12 protein-coding genes are annotated in these 15,980 nt (G+C 33.3%); 6 read left to right on the forward strand and 6 right to left on the reverse strand.

Translation table 11 applies throughout. The annotated features are described in order from the left end of the window. Positions 1–68 precede the first annotated feature (68 nt). From PQ463_RS13775 to PQ463_RS13785, 3 genes are all read left to right on the forward strand, one after another. Entirely contained in the window at positions 69–1,796 is a 1,728-nt protein-coding gene (locus PQ463_RS13775; protein WP_274254195.1) for a phospho-sugar mutase, read from the forward strand. 264 nt (positions 1,797–2,060) lie between these two features. Beyond that, entirely contained in the window at positions 2,061–3,890 is a 1,830-nt protein-coding gene (locus PQ463_RS13780; protein ID WP_274254196.1) for an ABC transporter ATP-binding protein, read from the forward strand. Between the two features lie 128 nt (positions 3,891–4,018). Then, positions 4,019–4,720, forward strand: coding sequence for a hypothetical protein (locus PQ463_RS13785; RefSeq protein WP_274254197.1), 702 nt, complete (start codon positions 4,019–4,021; stop codon positions 4,718–4,720). 446 nt (positions 4,721–5,166) lie between these two features. Here the strand turns inward: PQ463_RS13785 and PQ463_RS13790 are convergent, their stop codons facing one another. The 3 genes from PQ463_RS13790 to PQ463_RS13800 form a co-directional block, all read right to left on the reverse strand. Next, complete coding sequence (locus tag PQ463_RS13790) at positions 5,167–5,886, reverse strand: CREC-EF hand family protein (RefSeq protein ID WP_274254198.1); 720 nt, start codon at positions 5,884–5,886, stop codon at positions 5,167–5,169. An 89-nt stretch (positions 5,887–5,975) separates the two neighbouring features. Then, positions 5,976–8,441, reverse strand: a complete 2,466-nt coding sequence (locus PQ463_RS13795) for a TonB-dependent receptor plug domain-containing protein (protein WP_274254199.1) — start codon at positions 8,439–8,441, stop codon at positions 5,976–5,978. Positions 8,442–8,454: 13 nt separating this feature from the next. Continuing rightward, the gene (locus PQ463_RS13800; RefSeq protein WP_274254200.1) at positions 8,455–10,137 is read right to left on the reverse strand and encodes a M23 family metallopeptidase; all 1,683 of its coding nucleotides are present in this window, start codon (positions 10,135–10,137) and stop codon (positions 8,455–8,457) included. Between the two features lie 181 nt (positions 10,138–10,318). Here PQ463_RS13800 and PQ463_RS13805 point away from each other — a divergent pair, with 181 nt between their 5' ends. The 3 genes from PQ463_RS13805 to rny all read left to right on the forward strand — a co-directional run bounded on the left by PQ463_RS13805 (position 10,319) and on the right by rny (position 12,676). Further along, on the forward strand, positions 10,319–10,609 hold the full coding sequence (locus PQ463_RS13805; RefSeq protein ID WP_008464802.1) for a hypothetical protein: 291 nt from the start codon (positions 10,319–10,321) through the stop codon (positions 10,607–10,609). 4 nt (positions 10,610–10,613) lie between these two features. After that, on the forward strand, positions 10,614–10,907 hold the full coding sequence (locus tag PQ463_RS13810; RefSeq protein WP_008464801.1) for a cell division protein ZapA: 294 nt from the start codon (positions 10,614–10,616) through the stop codon (positions 10,905–10,907). Between the two features lie 209 nt (positions 10,908–11,116). Beyond that, positions 11,117–12,676, forward strand: coding sequence for a ribonuclease Y (rny, locus tag PQ463_RS13815; RefSeq protein WP_111380131.1), 1,560 nt, complete (start codon positions 11,117–11,119; stop codon positions 12,674–12,676). Positions 12,677–12,744: 68 nt separating this feature from the next. Here rny and PQ463_RS13820 read toward each other — a convergent pair whose 3' ends face one another. The 3 genes from PQ463_RS13820 to PQ463_RS13830 all read right to left on the reverse strand — a co-directional run bounded on the left by PQ463_RS13820 (position 12,745) and on the right by PQ463_RS13830 (position 15,900). Next, complete coding sequence (locus tag PQ463_RS13820) at positions 12,745–14,265, reverse strand: sensor histidine kinase (RefSeq protein WP_274254201.1); 1,521 nt, start codon at positions 14,263–14,265, stop codon at positions 12,745–12,747. 150 nt (positions 14,266–14,415) lie between these two features. Next, complete coding sequence (gene xerD, locus PQ463_RS13825; protein WP_274254202.1) at positions 14,416–15,312, reverse strand: site-specific tyrosine recombinase XerD; 897 nt, start codon at positions 15,310–15,312, stop codon at positions 14,416–14,418. An 81-nt stretch (positions 15,313–15,393) separates the two neighbouring features. Continuing rightward, complete coding sequence (locus tag PQ463_RS13830; protein WP_274254203.1) at positions 15,394–15,900, reverse strand: hypothetical protein; 507 nt, start codon at positions 15,898–15,900, stop codon at positions 15,394–15,396. Between the last annotated feature and the right edge of the window lie 80 nt (positions 15,901–15,980).

The following is a 15,980-nucleotide window of genomic DNA, read 5'->3' on the forward strand; positions in this document are numbered from 1 at the left end:
ATATTACATAAAGCACATTTTACCCTCCATAACAAACTATTTTAAACAAACATAAAACGAAATCTAAAATGAATATCGCACCAAACATACTAAACGCAGTCAATGAATGGTTAACGCCAACATTTGACCAAGAAACACAAGCCGCAGTTAAAGAATTAATGACAACTTCTCCCAAAGAACTTGAAGAAAGTTTTTACAAAAACTTAGAATTCGGAACTGGAGGAATGCGTGGTGTTATGGGCGTTGGTGACAATAGAATCAATAAATACACGCTTGGAAAAAACACTCAGGGATTATCTGATTACCTGCACAAAGTTTTTCCAAACGAACCTTTAAAAGTAGTAATAGCTTACGATTGCCGTCATAACAGTAATACTTTAGCAAAAGTCGTAGCTGATGTTTTCTCAGCAAACGGAATTCAAGTTTACTTATTTTCTGATTTGAGACCAACTCCAGAATTGTCTTTTGCTCTTAAATATTTAAAATGCCAGTGCGGAATTGTTTTAACAGCTTCTCACAATCCACCAGAATATAACGGATACAAAGTATATTGGCAAGATGGAGGACAAATCGTTCCTCCACAAGACAAAGAAATTGTCAATGTGATTGAAAGTTTAGGTTATGACAAAATCAAATTTAACGCAAACGAAAATTTGATTCAGTACATCGATACCGAACTTGACAAAGCATTTATAAAATCATCTATCGAAAACGCAAGTTTTAATACTCCGGCTGAAGCCAAAGACAATCTTCACATTGTTTTTACTTCACTGCACGGAACTTCTATAAAATCTATTCCAGACGTTTTATCTCAGGCTGGATACAAAAATGTTCATATTGTTCCTGAACAAGCTGTGCCAGACGGAGATTTCCCTACAGTAAAATCGCCAAACCCAGAAGAACCAGAAGCTTTAACAATGGCTTTGGCATTAGCAGATAAAACAAATTCTGATATTGTAGTTGGGACAGATCCTGACTGCGACCGTTTAGGAGTTGCTGTTCGTAATAATGACGGTAAAATGATTCTATTGAACGGAAACCAAACTATGGTTTTAATGACTTCGTTCTTATTGAAACAATGGAAAAAAGCAGGTAAACTTAACGGAAAACAATTCGTTGGCTCTACAATTGTTTCAACTCCAATGATGATGGAATTGGCAACAAGCTACGGTGTTGAGTGCAAAGTTGGATTGACAGGTTTCAAATGGATCGCAAAAATGATCAAAGATTTTCCTGAACTAGAATTTATCGGAGGAGGCGAAGAAAGTTTCGGATTTATGGTTGGTGATGCCGTTAGAGATAAAGATGCTGTTGCTGCAACTTTATTAATATGCGAAGTTGCCGCTCAAGCAAAAGCTGCAGGAAGCTCTGTTTACAAAGAACTTTTACAGCTTTATGTTGAAAATGGTTTCTACAAAGAATTCTTAGTTTCTTTAACCAAAAAAGGAATGGAAGGTTTACAGGAAATCAACCAAATGATGATCGATTTACGCCAAAACCCTTTGAAAGAAATCAACGGACAAAGAGTTATTATGGTTGAAGATTATCAATCATCTATTGCCTTAAATTTATTAGATGGTTCAGAATCTACAATGGATATTCCGAAATCGAATGTATTGATTTATTATACAGAGGATGGTTCTAAAATTTGCGCAAGACCAAGCGGAACTGAGCCTAAAATCAAATTCTATATCAGTGTAAATGCAGAAATAGAATCAGTTTCAGATTTTGACGAAGCAGAAAGTTTCTTAGATCAGAAAATCCAGAACATTATTGCAGATATGCAGTTGAATTAAATAAATCCTTTTTTTGAAAATATTTCCATTTGCAAATAGTCTTTAAAAACAAGGAGTCCAATATTTAAAACTCTGATTTGCATTTCTTAGAAGATGCAAAATCAGAGTTTTTTTATAAAAAAAACTAAAAAGAAATTGAAAACAGTCCAATTGGATTAATTTTGTGCAGTAAAAATTCGTTAACGCGAATTCATTATCACAGAAAAAATAATGCTAAAACTCAGACAAGCATAACCAAGCAGAAAAAATAACATCCAAAAATAAATGAGTAATTTCAAAAAAATAGTCCCTTTTATATACCCTTATAAAAGATACGCATTCTTAAATATCTTTTTTAATATTTTATATGCGCTTTTCAGCACACTTTCGTTCATTGCCTTAATTCCAATGCTTCAAGTTTTATTTGACAAAACCAAAGAAAACTACGAAAAACCTTTATACACGGGAATTTTGAATATTAAAGAATATGGAGAAAATTACTTAAGCTACTATATTACTACTTCAAAAGGAACTCACGAATCTGGATATGTGCTATCTATAATGGTTGCCATAATCATCTCCATTTTTTTATTAAAAAACTTAGCTGATTACTTGGCTATGTTTTTCATTAATTTCTTAAGAAATGGTGTTTTAAAAGACATGAGGAATGCATTGTACAAAAAAACATTAGAACTCCCTTTGGCATTTTATTCTGAAAAAAGAAAGGGCGATGTAATTTCTAGAATTTCAGCTGACGTAAACGAGGTCCAAAATTCATTTTTAGCAATTTTAGAGCTTATCGTAAAAGAACCTTTAACGATTATTTTTACGATCATCGCTATGCTTGTCATTAGTGCCAAACTGACTTTATTTGTTTTCATTTTTATTCCCGTTTCTGGATATATCATTTCATTGATCGGAAAACAGCTTAAAAAACAATCTACCAAAGCGCAAGAAGAACAAGGAAAATTCCTTTCTACTATTGAAGAAACAATTGGAGGATTAAAAGTGGTAAAAGGATACAATGCTGAAAATTATTTTAATAACGTTTTCCAAAATTCGACAGACCGCTTTTTCTCTTTATCAAATAGCATTGGAAACCGTCAAAACCTAGCTTCACCAGCGAGTGAATTTATGGGAATTACCGTAATTGCTATTTTACTTTGGTATGGAGGTCAGATGGTTTTGATAGATAAAACTTTAGAAGGCGCAGCATTTATCGCCTACATGGGATTAGCATACAACATCCTGACTCCTGCAAAAGCCATTTCTAAAGCTTCTTATGGAGTAAAAAGAGGAAATGCAGCTGCAGAACGTGTTCTTGAAATTTTAGAGCAAGAAAACACAATTGTTTCTAAAGAAAATGCAGTAGAAAAGACAACTTTTGATGATAATATCAATGTTCAAAATGTCAATTTCAAATATGAAGAAGAAACCGTTTTAAAAGACTTTTCTCTTCAAATTAAAAAAGGACAAACTGTTGCATTAGTTGGTCAATCTGGAAGTGGAAAAAGTACTATTGCCAATTTATTGACTCGTTTTTACGATGTTAATGATGGAGCCATTTCTATTGACGGAATCAACATTAAAGACATGAATTTGCAATCGCTTCGAAGCTTGATGGGATTAGTAACGCAAGACAGTATCTTATTTAATGATACAATCAAAGCCAATATTTCTTTAGGTAAACTAGATGCAACTGATGACGAAATTATTGAAGCTCTTAAAATTGCTAATGCTTATGAGTTTGTAAAAGATCTTCCGCAAGGAATCTACACCAATATCGGAGATAGCGGAAATAAGCTTTCTGGAGGACAAAAACAGCGTTTATCTATTGCAAGAGCAGTATTGAAGAACCCACCTATTATGATTTTGGACGAAGCAACATCGGCATTGGATACAGAAAGCGAAAAATTTGTTCAGGTTGCGCTTGAAAACATGATGCAAAACAGAACTTCGATTGTAATTGCACACCGTCTTTCTACGATTCAAAAAGCAGATGTGATTGTGGTAATGCAAAAAGGAAAAATCGTTGAACAGGGAACTCATGAAGAACTGATTGCTCACAACGGAACTTATAATAAATTGGTAACCATGCAGTCTTTCGAATCATAAGATTTTTACATACCCAAATAATCTAACACAGATTAAGGAAATATTAAAACTCAGTTTAATTTCTTTAATCTGTGTTTATTTTTATAACTTTAGGATAGTTAACGATTGAAACTAAATTCTTTCAGAAAATGTATCTTAACAACCCCAACATAAAACTTCCCGATGATCCCGATACTATTGTTTGGAAATATTTAGACCTATCCAAATTTCTTGATTTATTGCTTTCGAAGAAACTTTTTATGTCGCGTTCAGACAAGTTTGAAGACCAATATGAAGGTACTTTTAGCGAACCCACTTACGAAGAGATTAAAAAACTTGCCGCAGATAATCCCGAATTTTTAAATTACTACAAAACGCATCGCGAAAAAGTAGCGATTAGCAGTTGGCATATTAACGAATATGAATCTTTTGCGATGTGGCAGATTTTTACCAAAAACAACGAAGGCTTAGCCATTCAGTCTACCATTAGAAGATTACAGAAAGCTGTGAGACCTGAAAACAATTTTGATCAGTATATTGGCGAAGTAAACTACATCGATTATAAAAAAGAATATATTCCGTTTGATGATTTATTCTTTCCGTTTTTATTTAAAAGAAAAAGTTTTCAATACGAAAGAGAAGTCAGGATTCTGAGTGATACTTCAAAAAGCGACATCAAATTAAACGACGGATTAAAAATCAATGTCGACATCAATCAATTGATCGAAAAAATATACATTCACCCGAAATCTGAAAACTGGTACAAAAAACTAGTAATCGAGTTAGTAGAACGCTTAGGTTTTGGTTTCGAAATTGAAAAATCAGACTTGGAAAGTGATATATTAATTTGAAGTTGCTAAGATACTGAGACGCTAAGATTCTAAGTTTTTTTTCTTGCCACAGATTAAAAGGATTAAAAAGATTTTTTCCCGTTTCTGATTTGATTATGTTCCGTAGGAACATTTCATTGGTAGAAAAATTATATCATTTTGGTTGATTTTACGTTCCGTAGGAACGTTTGATTTAGACATTTTTTTTGACAATCCAACACACCAAACGTTCCTACGGAACGTAAATTGGCTGGCATGATTTTTTTCTACCGATCAAACATTCCTACGGAATGAACGAGTCTAGACATAAAAATGGAAAACGTTGTTTTCATTATGGAAAACAATTTAAAAGAGAGAGGCTGTTTCAATAAATTGAAACAGCCTCTCTCTTTTATAAAAAATCTTTTTAATCCTTTTAATCTGTGGCAAAAAACTTAGAATCTTAGAATCTTAAAAACCTTAGCAACTTAGATAGGTTTATAACTTTTCACTTCCCATTTTTTAGAAGCCAAATCTATATAATTGTAATGAAGAACATCATTTTTATCAAACTGACCGTTTTGATTGGTATCTTCAATAGTTCTAAAATATAAACGGTTTTTAGATTCAATTAAACTCCAATCGACCAACTCTTGTAAATCAGCTGAAACTTTGGTAAAATTTTCTCCGCTGATGTCACTTAAATATAAAGTTTTAATGTCGCTAGTATCTATTTTACCATCTTTATTGGTATCAGAATCCGTAAGCGTGTAAACCATCACGTTATTATGTGTTTTGTCTGCAACCGTTTTTAAATACGTAGCAGTTAAAATCAAAACTGGTTTATCAGATAAAGGTCGGATAGAATCTGAATCTACTTTTTGGAATTTTAAATTCTGCAGATATCCCGTTATTTCATATTCGCCTAAATTAGAAATTGTAAAACTCACATCATTTACGCTCGACGAACCAAATCTAGCTTTAGATCCTCTTTCAAAAACTCTTAAATCTCCAACTGGATGAATTAAATAATTAGTTCCTTCCATTTGAATTGGCAAATCTGCTATTTCAATTTGAGTTGTATCGGCTTTAGTAACACTTACTTTGTTTGAAGCGCCATAACTTACTTTCGGTTTTTGAACTTCTTCTCGGCAACTTATTACTGTTCCGATAAGTATTAGGGCGATATATTTAAAATACTTTTTCATCTACAATGATTATATACGATTATCAAATATACTATTTTTGATTGTATTTTTGAGTTTTATTGAATTTTACTGAACAATTACGAAGCAGATTACAACCTCGCATTTATCTTAACGTTAAAAACCCTCGAAGTCATATAATTTGGAATCGCATATTGATTTTTTGAATACACATCACGAACCCAAGTATTGGTAATAGCGTTTTGATTATTGAAAAGATTGAAAATTTCCAATCCAACAGCTAATTCTTTAAAGTTTTTCAGCCAGCCTTTTTTTGTGTTTTGCGTACTTGCGTCAACAAAAACCTTTGCAAAACCAATATCAGCTCTTCTGTAATCATTCAATCGGTTTTGATATAAATACGGATCTGAATATGCTGGCGCACCTCCTGGCAATCCTGTATTATAAACTAAATTCAAATACACTTTTACACTTGGAATATTCGGCATGTAGTCTTGAAAAAGCATTGCAAATTTCAAACGCTGATCCGTCGGACGAGCAATATAGCCTCTATTTTCGTAATTTTCTTCGGTTTTCAAATATCCAAAACTTATCCAAGATTCAGTTCCCGGCACAAACTCTCCATTTAATCTAAAATCAAGACCTTGCGCATAGGCTTTTGCATTGTTATTGGCAACGTAGCGAATTCGAACATTATCAATCGAATACACATTTACATCAGAAAGTGATTTATAATACAGCTCCGTCACCCATTTAAAAGGACGATTCCACATTTTAAAATTATAATCGTTCCCTAAAACGACATGAACAGCTTCCTGAGCTTTCACATTCGGATTCACAACTCCTTCCAAATCTCGCAATTCTCTATAAAACGGAGGTTGATGATATAAGCCGCCTGAAATCCTGAAAACCATATCACGATCCCAATCTGGCTTTATCGCAAATTGCGCACGCGGACTTACCACAAACTGTGTTTTTCCTTCTTCTAAAGCTCCCGCAACATTCCAGCCTTGAAAACGCGCTCCCAAATGATACCAGATCTGGCTCGAACCAATTTCTGATTGTTTGTTCCATTGAGCGTAACCTGAGAATCGATTTATGGTATTAAAATTGGTCGCCCGAATATTTTGATATGGCAAAAGCGGTCCTGTATAAGGTGTATAAGGCTGATTATTTTTTGGAAGAATGACTAAAGGCGGATTTATAGAAAATCCTGCCGAGTCAATAACTTCCCACTCCACTACTCGATCTCGAATAGATTCCCTAGTATATTTTAAACCAAATTCCAACTGGCTTTCTTTCCAATCTTTAGTTCCTTTCAATTCAATATTTGCGATTAGGGCATCCAAATCATTTCGGGCATGATTCAGCTGAGAACCAATTCCGCGAGTAAAATCAACTGCAGATGCATTTTCTGGATCTTCAGCATTTACATTCCCTAAACGATATTGTGCCAAAATATCAAAATGCTCTTGTTCTGTGGTATGAAACAAAGATCCAATTAATTTCAGAGTAAGCGTTGGCGATGCTTTAAAAGTAGTTTTTAAAGCTCCAAAATAAGTATTATATTGATCTTTTTCCTGTCCGTCGTAATAAACTGCAAGTGCCATTGGCTGATCTAAAGTACCAAAATTAGTCTGACGAACTAAAGGCTCATACGAATATTTGTTTTGAGAAATATTTCCTAAAAAGCTCATTTGCCATTTTTCAGAAATATCATAATTCACATTGGTTTGAATATCGGCAAAAGTTGGCTTATAATTAGTATCTGTATCTTGGCTATTTACCAAAAGACTATTATTTCTGTAACGAACTCCTGTTACCGCAGACCATTTTTTATTTTTTGAAACTAAATCGACTGCAGCGCTTCCTCCTAAAAAACTGGCTTCAAAAGCTGCCCCAAACTGAGTTGGCTTTCGATATGTAATATCCAAAACAGAAGATAATTTATCGCCGAACTTTGCCTGAAATCCACCCGCAGAAAATTCAACATTTTGGACTAAATCTGTATTGGTAAAACTAAGTCCTTCCTGCTGTCCCGAGCGAATTAAAAACGGACGATATACTTCTACTTCATTTACATAAACCAGATTTTCGTCATAATTTCCGCCACGAACCATATATTGAGTGCTCAATTCGTTATTTGAATTAACACCAGGAAGCGTTTTCAGAATATTTTCGATTCCTGCGTTGGCGCCTGGAATCTTTTTTATGGTTTCAGTATCAACCGAAGTAATTCCCTGAACTCTTTTTCTGTTTCCAGAAGAAACAAAAACTTCTCCCATTTGCTCTTCCGAATTACTCATAATCGGATTAAAAACAAATACTTCATTTGTTTTTAAACTGACCGTCAAACTCATCATTTTTAAAGAAACGTGAGTAAAAATCAGCGAAACCTTTTTGTTTGATGGAATTTCAATTTCATAAAATCCATTTGCATCAGATTGCCCAGCAGTTCCTTGAGACGAAATATTTACGCCCCCAACAGGATGTTTTTCCACATCTAAAATTATCCCTTTTACGCGGGCATTTTGAGCTAAAGCAATACAGCTGAAAAATAAAAAAAGAAAAACGAATGTAAACCTGTTGTAATTCAAAGATTTTGGAGTTTTATTTTTGTTGACTTCTAAAAAAACGAGTTTCAAAGATAGTAGTATTTCCTACATTATCAACAACTTCAACTTTTAATACGTTTTCACCTTCTGCTAAATATTGATCGTCAAAAGTATGCGTAATTCTTCTGGCTTTATTTTCGTATTCAAACAAGACCCAACTTCCGTTCAAATAGCCATTATAAGATTTTATGCCAGACAGAGAATCGCTTATCGTTAAATCAATTTTCTTTTGATCGCTAATCCATTTTCCTTCAATTGGTTTTGCAATTTTAATAACTGGCGGAATTGTATCGAGAACTAAGCCGTATGTACCTAATATTTTTGCTTTCGCAGTAAAAACATCTCCTTTTCTGATTGTTCCGTTATAACTTGTCCCTTTACCAATATAAAGTTTATCTCTTAATGATTCTGGATAAGTATCATCTTTTATGGTAATTGTAAAATTAGAATGTACTGGAACCGTATCGTCATGAATAAAAAGTTTATTACTTCTAACATCAAAATTCATATTAAAATCATCGTAGAAAGTTCCAGCAGGAAAGAAAACCGACATGTTATCTTTCTCAAAATTGGCATCTCTATTATATTTTATAAAATACTTTCCGTTAACTGACTCTGACTCCACAAGAGGTGTTGCAGTATCAAACTCAATTGGAACCGTGATCGAATTCATATTCCCAAAATAATCTGAAACCTCGATTTTGTAATTTGAAGTTAAATTAGATTCTGCTTTTACAATACCGCGAAGTGAATCGGTTTTAATAATACTTAAAGCGAAAGGCGTTTTCATAAAAAGTTTCTGAACACGCTGTCCAGATTTTTTATATCGAGAATAATCAATCAAAGCGTTGATGTAGCGCATTTCATCAAAAGAATAAGTATTAAATTGATAGTTATAATTCTGATTTCCGTTTAAAAAAGTCGAAACGTTAAAAACCCCATTTCTGTTATGTGACACATCATCCGTATCAATAGCATTAATTCCAAAACCAATTTTTCCGTTTGCCTTAACTTTTGAAGCTAGATAAGTTCCGTCTTTTTGAAGCGCCATGTTTACCAGAAGAGGCTGTTTAGATTGGTTTACCGTAGCATTATCCAACGGATAAACATATAAACTAGATAAGGTTGGTTTTTTAGTATCTTTTAAATTTTGGTCAAAGCCAAAGAAAATCGGGTTGATAACAAATTCTGTTTTAGTATCTCGAATTTCAAAATGAAGATGCGGTCCTTCTGACGAACCTGTGTTTCCTGAAAGTCCGATTATATCACCCTTTTTCACAGGAAGTTCGTCTGGTTTTGGAAACATTTCAATCTCATAGGCTTTTTCTTTGTAATGCGTTTTTTTTACATAATCTAAAATTGCCCCAGTTGGTGTTTGCAAATGCCCATAAACAGAAGTATACCCGTTTGGATGCGTGATATAAATACATTTTCCATTTCCAAATGTCGAAATTTTAATTCTTGACACATATCCATCAGCAATTGCATGTACAGTTAAACCTTCTCTTTGATTGGTCTTTAAATCAAAACCTGCATGGAAATGATTAGGTCTCAACTCACCGAAATTACCAGAAAGTTGCATTGGAATATCTAATGGCGGACGGAAATAATCTTTAGGATATTGTGTTTGAGCAAACACAGAATTACAAATTAAAAGGGCAAGTACATATAATCTCATAAACAACATTTTTGCTAAGATAAGCAAAAACAAGCCAATAAAAGCAAGAAAAAGGCTTCAAAATCACAATTAATTGAATTACAATATATTTATCTAAATTAATGCAAAAAAATCGATAAAAAATTGCATTAATAAAAAGGAATATTAACTTTGTAGGATTAAGTAATGAATAGGATGCATAATGAGTGTAATTGCAGAAATAATTGATACTCTTGAATATAAAGTTGAAAAGCTTTTTGAGAAATCGAAAGCCTTTGAACAAAACAATCAAGTATTACGATTAGAACTAGCCAAAGCTGCGCAAATTATCCAGAAACAATCTGAGGAAATGGAAGCTTTGAAGAAGCAAAATGAAACACTTAAGATAGCCAATTCGTTGCTTGGCAGCGACAATAACAAGAGAGAGACAAAGCTTAAAATAAATTCATTAATTCGCGAAATTGATTACTGCATAGCGCAATTATCAGATTAATAATATGGACGGAAAGCTTAGAATTAAAATATCAATTGCCGATCGCGTTTACCCACTTACGGTTGAACCCGCTCAAGAAGAAGGACTTAGAAGTGCTTCTAAAAAAATTGATGCTATGATTAAGCAGTTCGAAGAAAATTACGCGGTTCGTGACAAACAAGATGTTCTAGCCATGTGTGCATTACAATTTGCATCGCAAGTAGAACAAAAACAGATTGATAATGCAATCGATGGAGAAGAGACTATCGAAAGAATTAAAAGATTAAACACGCTTTTAGATCAATATCTCGAAAATTAAACGTTCTTTACAGAAACTAAGATACTGCCTACATTAGTTCACATTTGGTAAACTCAACACTAACAATTTAGAATGAGCAAATCGTCGCTACTATAGTATGCCCTCCATTTGGCTGGGAAACTTGAACAGTGAGTTAGCTCAAAACTTGTCTTTACGAGTTTATACAAGCAATTAATGTAGGCTTTTTTTATATATAAACCCTAACAAACATGGACATCATAACGATCATTATTGGTATTGTAGGTATTGCAGCAGGATTTGCAATAGCTAAAATTATCGAGAAAAGTAATATTTCAAACCTAATTAAAAACGCTAAAAAAGAAGCGGCTTCTATCTTAAAAGACGCAAATTTAGAAGCAGAAAATATCAAAAAAGATAAAATTCTTCAAGCAAAAGAGCGTTTTATCGAACTTAAATCAGAACACGAACAAGTTATTTTAGCACGCGATAAAAAAGTTGCTGAAGTAGAAAAACGCGTTCGCGATAAAGAATCTCAAGTTTCTAACGAACTTTCTAAAGCTAAAAAAGTAAACGAAGACTTTGAAGCTAAAACAGCTGAATACAACAATAAAATTGAGGTTTTAGACAAAAAACAGGCTGAAGTTGACAAACTTCACAAAAGCCAGTTACAGCAATTAGAGGTTATCTCTGGTCTTTCTGCTGAAGAAGCTAAAGAACAATTGGTAGAAGGTTTAAAAGCTGAAGCTAAAACAAAAGCAATGTCTCATATTCAAGAAACAATTGAAGAGGCAAAACTTACTGCACAGCAGGAAGCTAAAAAAATCATCATTAATACGATCCAAAGAGTTGGAACAGAAGAAGCAGTTGAAAACTGTGTATCTGTTTTCAACATTGAATCTGATGATGTAAAAGGACGTATTATTGGACGTGAAGGACGTAACATTAGAGCGCTTGAAGCTGCAACTGGAGTGGAAATTATTGTTGATGACACACCAGAAGCTATTATCCTTTCTTGTTTCGATCCTGTTCGTAGAGAAATTGCTCGTCTGTCTTTACACAAATTAGTAACTGACGGACGTATTCACCCAGCTCGTATTGAGGAAGTTGTTGCAAAAACTGCAAAACAAATCGACGACGAAATTATTGAAGTTGGAAAACGTACCGTTATTGACTTAGGTATTCACGGCTTACACCCAGAATTAATTAAAGTGGTTGGTAGAATGAAATACCGTTCTTCTTACGGACAAAACTTATTACAGCACTCAAGAGAGGTTTCTAAACTTTGTGGTATCATGGCTGCAGAATTAGGATTGAACGTGAAATTAGCAAAAAGAGCTGGTTTATTACACGATATCGGAAAAGTGCCGGATACAGAAAGTGATTTGCCACACGCGCTTTTAGGTATGCAATGGGCTGAGAAATACGGTGAGAAAGAAGAAGTATGCAACGCAATTGGAGCGCACCATGATGAGATTGAAATGAAATCTTTACTGTCTCCAATTATTCAGGTTTGTGATGCTATTTCTGGAGCTAGACCAGGCGCTAGACGTCAGGTTCTTGATTCTTACATTCAACGTTTGAAAGACCTTGAAGATGTAGCTTACGGATTCAGCGGAGTTAAAAATGCTTACGCAATTCAAGCTGGTAGAGAACTTCGTGTAATTGTAGAAAGCGAAAAAGTTTCTGATGATAATGCTGCAAACTTATCTTTCGAAATTTCACAAAAAATTCAAACAGAAATGACTTATCCTGGACAGGTAAAAGTTACAGTTATTAGAGAAACAAGAGCTGTAAACATTGCTAAATAATCCAAAGAAAATATAAAAAAACAAAGGCTGTCAATTGACAGCCTTTATTTTTTATAATAATTTAAGTTTTACATATCATTAAAAATAATTTTAAAACTTGTTCCTACCCCAACTTCACTTTCTACTGCAACCGTTCCTTTCATTGCTTCAATTTGATTTCTTGTAATGTATAAACCAATACCTCTCGCCTCTTCATGTTTATGAAAAGTTTTATACATCCCAAATAGCAAATCACCGTAGATTTTCAAATCGATTCCGAGACCATTATCTGTAATCGTAAGCGATTTAAATCCTTCGGGTTCGATTGCAAAATCAAAAGTAATGATTGGATCTCGATCTGGATGTGCATATTTAATCGCGTTTGTTGTAAAATTCAACAAAACACTTTCCATATAAGCAGGATTAAAATTAATCGTCAAATACTTCGGAACATTGTTTATAATAGTAACCTTTCGCTGTTGATGATATCCTTTAATCGTCGAAATAGTTTTCTCGATATACTCGCAAAGTTTTAGCGGAACGACAGCAATATTGATATTACTCTGCGTTTTTACAATTTGAGTAAGATTTGAAATAGTTTCATTCAGATCGTTAGAAACAGCTCGCAAGTATTCCAGCATTTCAGCTACAGTCTGCTTACTAACATCGGCATCAATAAGATCTAAAATTGATTTTATATTTCCGGCTTGTGTATTTAGATTATGGGAAACAATATGCGAAAAGTTTAATAAACGGCTATTTTGATCGCTATATAGCTTCATGGTTTTCATAAGCTCAAGTTCTTTTTCTTTCTGAGCCGAAACATCTGTATGCGTTCCAATTACACGCAAAGGCTTTCCGTTTTCATCGCGCTTAATTACTTTTCCGCGATCTAAAATCCACTTGTAATTACCGCTAGAAGTCATTACACGATGGTAATTTTCATAAAACGGAATTTTATTGTCAAAATGTTCATGTATATCTGAATAATATTTTGGAAGATCATCAGGGTGCACAATTTTATCCCATCGCTCCGGATCATCAAAAATATCAGTAGATTCTAATTCTAAGATTTTAAGAGACAAAGAAGAGTAAAAAACCCTATTAGTAACCATATCCCAGTCCCAAATTCCAGCAGTGGATGCATCTAGAGCAAATTGAAAACGCTCTTCAGAAATTCGAAGCTTTTCTTCTTTATCTTTTAATTCAGTAATATCTGAAACATGCCCATAAAAGACAACATTTCCATTTGCTGCAGATTCTGTTTTGGCAGCAATTTTGAACCAGCGAATTCCTTTTTCAGGAAGAGTAGCCCTAAATTCAATTTTCCAAGGTTTTATTTCTTTTCTAGCTTTGACTAAAGACTGAAAAAAAAGTTCGCGATCTTGAGGTAAAATTCGATCGTAAACTATAAACTTAATATCATTATTAAAATCCGTTGAAGAAAGTTCAAATATTTCATCTGCTGATTTACTTACAAGGGGAAACGTGTAATTATTATCAGCATCAATAACAAACTGAAAAAGCAGGTCAGGCATTTCGGCCAACAATTTTTTATAAAAATTATTTACCTCTAAGCAATCTTCATTTCCATATAAATCAAAAACCATATGCTACTCTTTTATGTAAATTAAGATATTGGGGCTTATTCAATAAAGCAAAAAAAACAAACTCAACTTTGTTTTTCGCTTTAATTAAAACAAAATTTTAACACAATATATAAATTTTCACAACAAAAACATAGACAATTATAAAAATAATTACCTCCTAGGATGAAAACTATGCATTACTTCTTTTAAAAAACTGCGATCCAAATGCACGTAGATTTCAGTAGTTGTAATAGATTCATGACCAAGCATTAATTGAATCGATCTTAGGTCAGCACCATTTTCAAGCAGATGAGTTGCAAAAGAATGTCTCAGTGTATGCGGACTAATACTTTTTTTTAATCCCATCTTTTGGGCAAGATCTTTGATAATAGTAAACACCATTGCACGAGTTAACTGATTTCCTCGTCTATTTAAGAACAAAGTATCTTCAGCTCCTTTTTTTATAATGAGATTTGAGCGAACAGCATTTTTGTAAATTTCAATATATTTTTGAGTTAACGGCCCTATTGGCACAAACCTTTCCTTGTTTCCCTTTCCTGTAATTTTAATAAAACCTTCATCAAAAAAAAGATCTGAAATTTTAAGTGTAATCAATTCAGAAACACGTAATCCGCAACCGTATAAAGTTTCGAGCATGGCTCTATTTCTCTCTCCTTCATTAGTGCTCAAATCGATTGTTTCTATTAGAGCATCAATTTCCTGAAGTGATAAAGTATCAGGTAATTTTCGACCAGTTTTTGGCGCTTCAATTAATTCTAAAGGATTATCATTTCTATAATCCTCAAAAACCAGATAGTTAAAGAAGCTTTTAAGACCCGAAATAATCCTTGCTTGCGACCTCGGATTCACCTCCTTAGCTACTGAATAAATAAATTGCTGTAAAGTCTCATCGGAAATTTTTATTGGAGAAACATCAATTTGATTGGTTTCTAAAAAAAGACATAAGCGTTCAATATCAAAACCGTAGTTTTCGATTGTATTTTTAGACAAACCTCTCTCAATCCTTAAGTACGACTGATAATCTTTTATATATCTGCTCCAATTCATATTTACAAAGTAAGTAATTTTTTGGTACAAAAAAACCTTCTCTGCTTAGAGAAGGTTTTATAAAACTCATTAAACTATAAACTAAAATTTATAATTAAATCCGATATTTAAAGAAGATAGAGTTGCATCATCAGATATTGCTTTATAGGAAGCAAACAATTCAATTTTTTCGTTTTGATAACCAAATTTAGGTTGATACAAAACACCTCCATCTCCGCTTCCACTTGATGCATAAATTGCATAACCTAAATCAGCACCAAAAAACAAATTATCTGTTATTGAATATTGTGCAGTTGCTGCTAATGGAATAAAACCAGCATTAGGACTTTTAATCCTGTATGATATATCCCCATAATCATAATTATCAGATTTAGGAACATAAGCAGTATAGCCTGTAGTTGCTCCAACGCTAAATTTATCAGCAACATTCCAGAGATACGCAACATCAATACCTAAATTAGCGGAATAGGAATCTCTTAAATCACCTAAAACCACCCCAGCATGAGCTCCAACTTTAAAGTTCCCATTCTGTGCATTTGCAAAACCAAATGCCATAACTGCAATCGCAGATAAAAAAATTTTCTTCATTTTATTTGTTTTGGTTAAATAATTTAGCCAAATATAAAAATATACTTATTAAGTATTGCCTTATTTTTTTAGTAAATAAA

Source organism: Flavobacterium sp. KACC 22763 (genome assembly GCF_028736155.1).
GTDB lineage: Bacteria > Bacteroidota > Bacteroidia > Flavobacteriales > Flavobacteriaceae > Flavobacterium.

Coding starts and splice junctions, on each gene's coding strand:
- PQ463_RS13775 (WP_274254195.1), top strand. CDS start 69: ATGAATATCGCACCAAACATACTAAACGCAGTCAATGAATGGTTAACG.
- PQ463_RS13780 (WP_274254196.1), top strand. CDS start 2,061: ATGAGTAATTTCAAAAAAATAGTCCCTTTTATATACCCTTATAAAAGA.
- PQ463_RS13785 (WP_274254197.1), top strand. CDS start 4,019: ATGTATCTTAACAACCCCAACATAAAACTTCCCGATGATCCCGATACT.
- PQ463_RS13790 (WP_274254198.1), bottom strand. CDS start 5,886: ATGAAAAAGTATTTTAAATATATCGCCCTAATACTTATCGGAACAGTA.
- PQ463_RS13800 (WP_274254200.1), bottom strand. CDS start 10,137: ATGAGATTATATGTACTTGCCCTTTTAATTTGTAATTCTGTGTTTGCT.
- PQ463_RS13805 (WP_008464802.1), top strand. CDS start 10,319: ATGAGTGTAATTGCAGAAATAATTGATACTCTTGAATATAAAGTTGAA.
- PQ463_RS13810 (WP_008464801.1), top strand. CDS start 10,614: ATGGACGGAAAGCTTAGAATTAAAATATCAATTGCCGATCGCGTTTAC.
- rny (WP_111380131.1), top strand. CDS start 11,117: ATGGACATCATAACGATCATTATTGGTATTGTAGGTATTGCAGCAGGA.
- PQ463_RS13820 (WP_274254201.1), bottom strand. CDS start 14,265: ATGGTTTTTGATTTATATGGAAATGAAGATTGCTTAGAGGTAAATAAT.
- xerD (WP_274254202.1), bottom strand. CDS start 15,312: ATGAATTGGAGCAGATATATAAAAGATTATCAGTCGTACTTAAGGATT.
- PQ463_RS13830 (WP_274254203.1), bottom strand. CDS start 15,900: ATGAAGAAAATTTTTTTATCTGCGATTGCAGTTATGGCATTTGGTTTT.